Source organism: Actinotalea ferrariae CF5-4 (assembly GCF_000603945.1).
GTDB lineage: Bacteria > Actinomycetota > Actinomycetes > Actinomycetales > Cellulomonadaceae > Actinotalea > Actinotalea ferrariae.
Genome location: NZ_AXCW01000276.1, coordinates 1 through 4465, shown reverse-complemented (window position 1 = coordinate 4465; position 4465 = coordinate 1). Strand labels below are relative to the sequence as shown.

Genomic DNA, 4465 nt, shown 5'->3' with positions numbered 1-4465 from the left:
GGCGGCGCGGGCCCGCCGTCGCCGTCCGGCGGTGCCCCGGCCGTGAGCGTCGTGGACCCGACGAGCCGGGCGGCGCGCGGGCTCGTGCGGCGGCTCGCGGACGAGGGGCGTCTCACGGTCCTGCCCGAGCGCGGCTGGGTGGTCGCGCCGGAGGAGTTCGCGGCGTGGGTGGCCACGCGCGGACGCCGTCGGCTGCTGCTGGACGACTTCTACCGGCAGGTGCGCCGGGCGACCGGGCTGCTCGTCGAGCAGGACGGCGCACCGGTCGGGGGACGCTGGACCTACGACGACGAGAACCGGGAGCCGCCCCCGCGGCGCACCGTCCTGCTGCGGGACCGCGTCGACGTCGCCGAGCCGTGGTGGCCGGCGGAGGACGAGATCGACGCCGGCGTGCGCGAGGACCTGGACCGCTGGGAGCGCGACGGGCTGGTCGAGTTCGTCGGTGAGGACGGGCCGCGGCGGTTCGCGGTCACCCGCGCCGAGGCGGTGACGGCGCTGGAGGAGTTCGCCGTCGGGCGGCTGGACGCCTTCGGCCCCTACGAGGACGCGGTCCTGCACGGCGACCGCTGGATGGCGCACTCCGGCCTGTCGGTGCCGCTCAACCTGGGGCTCCTCCACCCCCTGGAGGCGGCCCGGCGCGCGGTGCGCGCGTACGACGACGGCGCGGCGCGGCTCGCGAGTGTCGAGGGGTTCGTCCGGCAGGTCGTGGGCTGGCGGGAGTTCGTCTGGCACCTGTACTGGAGACCCGGCGACGCCGACCCCGAGGAGCACCGCCACCGCAATGCGCTCGACGCCGACGCGCCGCTGCCGGACTGGTGGCAGGACCTGGACGCGGCCGGCACGGTGCGCGCCCGGTGCCTGTCCGAGACGCTCGCCTCGGTGCGGGAGGAGGGGTGGACGCACCACATCCCCCGCCTCATGATCCTGGGGAACCACGCGCTGCAGCGCGGCTACGACCCGGCGGCGGTGACCGACTGGTTCCACCGGAGCTTCGTGGACGGGTTCGACTGGGTCATGGTGCCGAACGTCGTCGGCATGTCCCAGCACGCCGACGGCGGCCTCATGGCGACCAAGCCCTACGCGTCGGGGGGCGCCTACCTCACGCGGATGACGGACCACTGCGGGGGGTGCCCGTTCGACCCTGCGGTGCGGCTCGGGCCGCGGGCGTGCCCGTTCACGGCCGGGTACTGGGCGTTCCTGCACCGCAACGGCGAGCGGTTCGCGGGCAACCACCGGATGGCGCAGGCGCTCGCGGGGATGCGCCGGCTGGGCGACCTGGAGGCCGTGGTCGAGCAGGAGGCCCACCGCGACCGGTTCTGACGGGGTGTGCCTCTGCCGGGGTCGGCAGCCTGCGTCAGCGGGCGCGGCGGACCGTGACGCCGTGGGCGTGGTGGACCACGTGGACCGGCGTCGCGGGGCAGGTGGGGTCGGCGACGACCTGGTGGAGGAGGCCGTCGAGGATGCAGGTGCAGCGTGTGGCGCTCATGGGGGCTCCGGGGACGTGCGGAGGGGGCGCTCAGCGGGTCGCGCTGCGGGGTGCGGTCGGTCGTTCCGGTGGGTGTGCCGGCGAGGGTGGCCCGGTGGGGCTGACTCCTCTGTCGGCAGGAGGGGCCGGGAACATGAGGCCCGGGAGCGCAGGACGGTGCTGATGTCCCCCGACCGGACCCTCCCGTGTGACGCGGGCCATGGTCGGCGCACCGGCCTCGGCGCCGCCGTCAGGCCAGCCCGAACCGCCGTCGGACCTCCGCGACGCGCTCGGGGCTGAGCTGCCGCTCCCCGTCGATCTGCCGCACCAGGGCCGTCATCAGCGCCGAGTACTCCAGCCGCTCCATCGCGAGGTACGCCGTCATGAGGTCCGCCGCCCAGGTGAGGGCGCCGTGGTGCTCGAGGAGGCACCCGGGGTGCGTGCGGATGAAGGGCTCGACCGAGTCCGGGACCTCGTCCGTCGTGGGCGTGGCGTACGGCGCCAGGGGGATCTCCGGCATCGCGACGACGCTCTCGGGCATCATCGCCCCCGCCAGGGCTTCGCCCTTGATGGCGAACGCCGTCGCGTAGGGCGGGTGGGCGTGCACCACGGCGCCGACGTCGTCGGAGACCTGGTACGCCCGCAGGTGCATCCGGACCTCCGACGACGGCCGCAGCCCGCCCTCGCCCAGCCGGACCACCTCACCGCCGAGGGCGACGACCGGCAGCATGGCCGGCGTCATGTACCCCTTGCTCACCATCGTGGGGGTGCACAGGACGTGGCCGTCGGGCAGGCGCACCGAGACGTTGCCGTCGTTGGCGGCGACGAGCCCCCGGGTCCACAGGTTGCGACCGATCTCGCAGACCTGCTCCCGGAGCTCGGCCTCGGTGAACCCGCCGCCGGACCAGCGCAGGGGTGAGGTGGTCGGGCTCGACACGGTCAGTCCTCGGCCCCGCCGGACAGCTCGCGGTACATCGCGTGCGCGTCCGTGGGGGAGACGCCGTCGTGCACGACGGCGTTGACGGCCTGGATCATCGCCTCGGGCGCGGTGCGCTGGAAGATGTTCCGGCCCATGTCGACGCCGGAGGCACCCTGGTCCACGGCCTGGAAGGCCATCGTCAGCGCCTCGGCCGAGGGCAGCTTCTTGCCGCCCGCCATGATCACGGGCACGGGGCAGCCGGCGGTCACCTGCTCGAAGTCCTTCTCGCAGTAGTAGGTCTTCACGACCTGCGCGCCGAGCTCGGCGATGATGCGCGTGGCCAGGCCCAGGTAGCGGGCGTCCCGCACCAGCTCCTTGCCCACGGCCGTCACGCCGACGACGGGGATGCCGTACTGGAGGCCCGCGTCGACGAGCTGGGTCATGTTGTGCACGGACTGCGTCTCGTTCGGCCCGCCGACGAAGACCTGGACCGCCACGGCCGCGGCGTCGATCCGGGCCGCGTCGACGATGTCCATCGCGATGCGCTCGTCGGACAGCTCCTTGAGGATCGACGGGCCGCCGGAGGCGCGCAGCACGAGGGCGTTGTCGACGTGGGCCGGGACCACGGAGCGGAAGATGCCGCGGGTCGCCATGAGGGCGTCGGCGTACGGCGCGAGGGGCACGATGGACAGGTCGACGCGCTCCAGGCCGCTCGTCGGGCCCTGGAAGTACCCGTGGTCGAACGCGAGCATGACCGTGCGGCCGTCCTCGCGGAAGATGCGCGCCAGGCGGTGGCGCATGCCGAAGTCGAGCTGGGAGGCGCCCTTGACGTGGAAGCCGCCCATCGTCTGCGGGCGGTCCAGCCCGTAGTCCTTGGCGTTGACGTTGCCTTCGAGATCAGCCATGGCTGTGCAGTGCTCCTTCGTGGCGGGTGCGGCGTCAGGCCGCGTCGGGGGGGACCGGGACCGGCTCGCCGGGGACCCACGGCACGGTGACCGTGTCGCCGGGGCTGGCCGGGGACTTGATGAAGACGCACCGGAAGGGCACGTCGCCGTCGTTGACGAGGAAGTGCATCTCGCCGGGGACGCAGCGGAAGACCTCGTCGACGGTCATGGTGTGGCGCTCGGTGGCGTCGATCCACAGGGTGCAGGTGCCCTCGAGCACGACGAACGACTCGTCGCAGTGCCGGTGCAGGTGGTTCGGCATGGACTGCCCCGGCTCGAGCCGGAGGACGCCCATGTCGCTCGACCCGCCCTGCACGAGGTACGCCGGGCCCCACGTGCCGTTCCGGTAGGCGGGGTCCTTCATCGATCCGCTCAGCATCGCTTTCCTCCCAGCATCGCCGTTCCTCTCAGATCACTCGTTCGTTGCCGCCGTCGATCGGCACCTGCGCGCCCGTGGTGCAGGCGAAGGTGTCGTCGGCCATCGCGAGCACCAGCCGCCCGACGGCGGCGCTGGTCACCTCGGTGCGCAGGAGGTTGCGGCGCTTGTAGTCGTCGACGCTCATGCCGTAGTGCTCGGCACGGGCCGCGAGCAGCTCGGGCGTCCACAGCCCCGTGTCGAACACGGCGTCCGGGTGGACGAGGTTGACCCGGATGCCGTCGGGCGCCCACTCCAGGGCCGCGACACGCGACAGCTGCGTCAGGGCCGCCTTCGAGGCGGAGTACGCGGCTGCGCCCGGACCCGGCGCCGCCACGTTCTTCGAGGCGACGACGACGACGCGCCCGCCGGCCGGCGCGAGCCTCAGCAGCGGGTGGACGCGCCCGTAGAGGAGGGCGACCGCGTCGACGTTGACGGCCATGGTGCGACGCCACGTCTCCGGCGGGAGGTCGGCCAGCGGCTGGCTGGACGGGAAGATGCCCGCCGCCACGACGAGGACGTCGAGCCCGCCGAAGTGGTCCACGCCGGCGGCGAGCGCGGCGTCCACCGCCTCAGCGTCGGTGACGTCGACCTGGAGCCCGAGCCAGTCCGGGGAGTCGAAGGCCGTCGCCACGCCGGGGGACAGGTCCCACCCGACGACGGCGGCTCCCGCGTCGAGCAGGGCGGCGGCGCAGCCGCGTCCGATGCCGGACGCGGCGCCG

General features: G+C 73.9%; 6 protein-coding genes. 1 reads left to right on the top strand and 5 read right to left on the bottom strand.

The features are described 5' to 3' along the window. Positions 1–1320, top strand: a 1320-nt coding sequence (locus N866_RS16210) for a cryptochrome/photolyase family protein (protein ID WP_034228294.1), incomplete at its 5' end; no start/stop codon positions are given. Positions 1321–1354: 34 nt separating this feature from the next. On the opposite strand, the gene N866_RS22635 is transcribed toward N866_RS16210, so the two are convergent. The 5 genes from N866_RS22635 to N866_RS16190 form a co-directional block, all read right to left on the bottom strand. Next, positions 1355–1486 (bottom strand): hypothetical protein, encoded by a 132-nt coding sequence (locus N866_RS22635; RefSeq protein ID WP_281173271.1) that lies wholly within the window; start codon positions 1484–1486, stop codon positions 1355–1357. 229 nt (positions 1487–1715) lie between these two features. Then, positions 1716–2402: a class II aldolase/adducin family protein gene (locus N866_RS16205; RefSeq protein WP_216699466.1), complete on the bottom strand. Its 687-nt coding sequence runs from the start codon at positions 2400–2402 to the stop codon at positions 1716–1718. Positions 2403–2404: 2 nt separating this feature from the next. Then, entirely contained in the window at positions 2405–3289 is an 885-nt protein-coding gene (gene lsrF, locus N866_RS16200; RefSeq protein ID WP_034228290.1) for a 3-hydroxy-5-phosphonooxypentane-2,4-dione thiolase, read from the bottom strand. Between the two features lie 34 nt (positions 3290–3323). Then, complete coding sequence (locus N866_RS16195; protein ID WP_034228289.1) at positions 3324–3707, bottom strand: cupin domain-containing protein; 384 nt, start codon at positions 3705–3707, stop codon at positions 3324–3326. A 28-nt stretch (positions 3708–3735) separates the two neighbouring features. After that, positions 3736–4465: SDR family oxidoreductase (locus N866_RS16190; protein ID WP_034228288.1), on the bottom strand; the 730-nt coding region annotated here is incomplete at its 5' end.

Bases quoted from the DNA above. Each gene is read 5' to 3' on its own strand.
- N866_RS16195 (WP_034228289.1), bottom strand. From the start codon at position 3,707: ATGCTGAGCGGATCGATGAAGGACCCCGCCTACCGGAACGGCACGTGG.
- lsrF (WP_034228290.1), bottom strand. From the start codon at position 3,289: ATGGCTGATCTCGAAGGCAACGTCAACGCCAAGGACTACGGGCTGGAC.
- N866_RS22635 (WP_281173271.1), bottom strand. From the start codon at position 1,486: ATGAGCGCCACACGCTGCACCTGCATCCTCGACGGCCTCCTCCACCAG.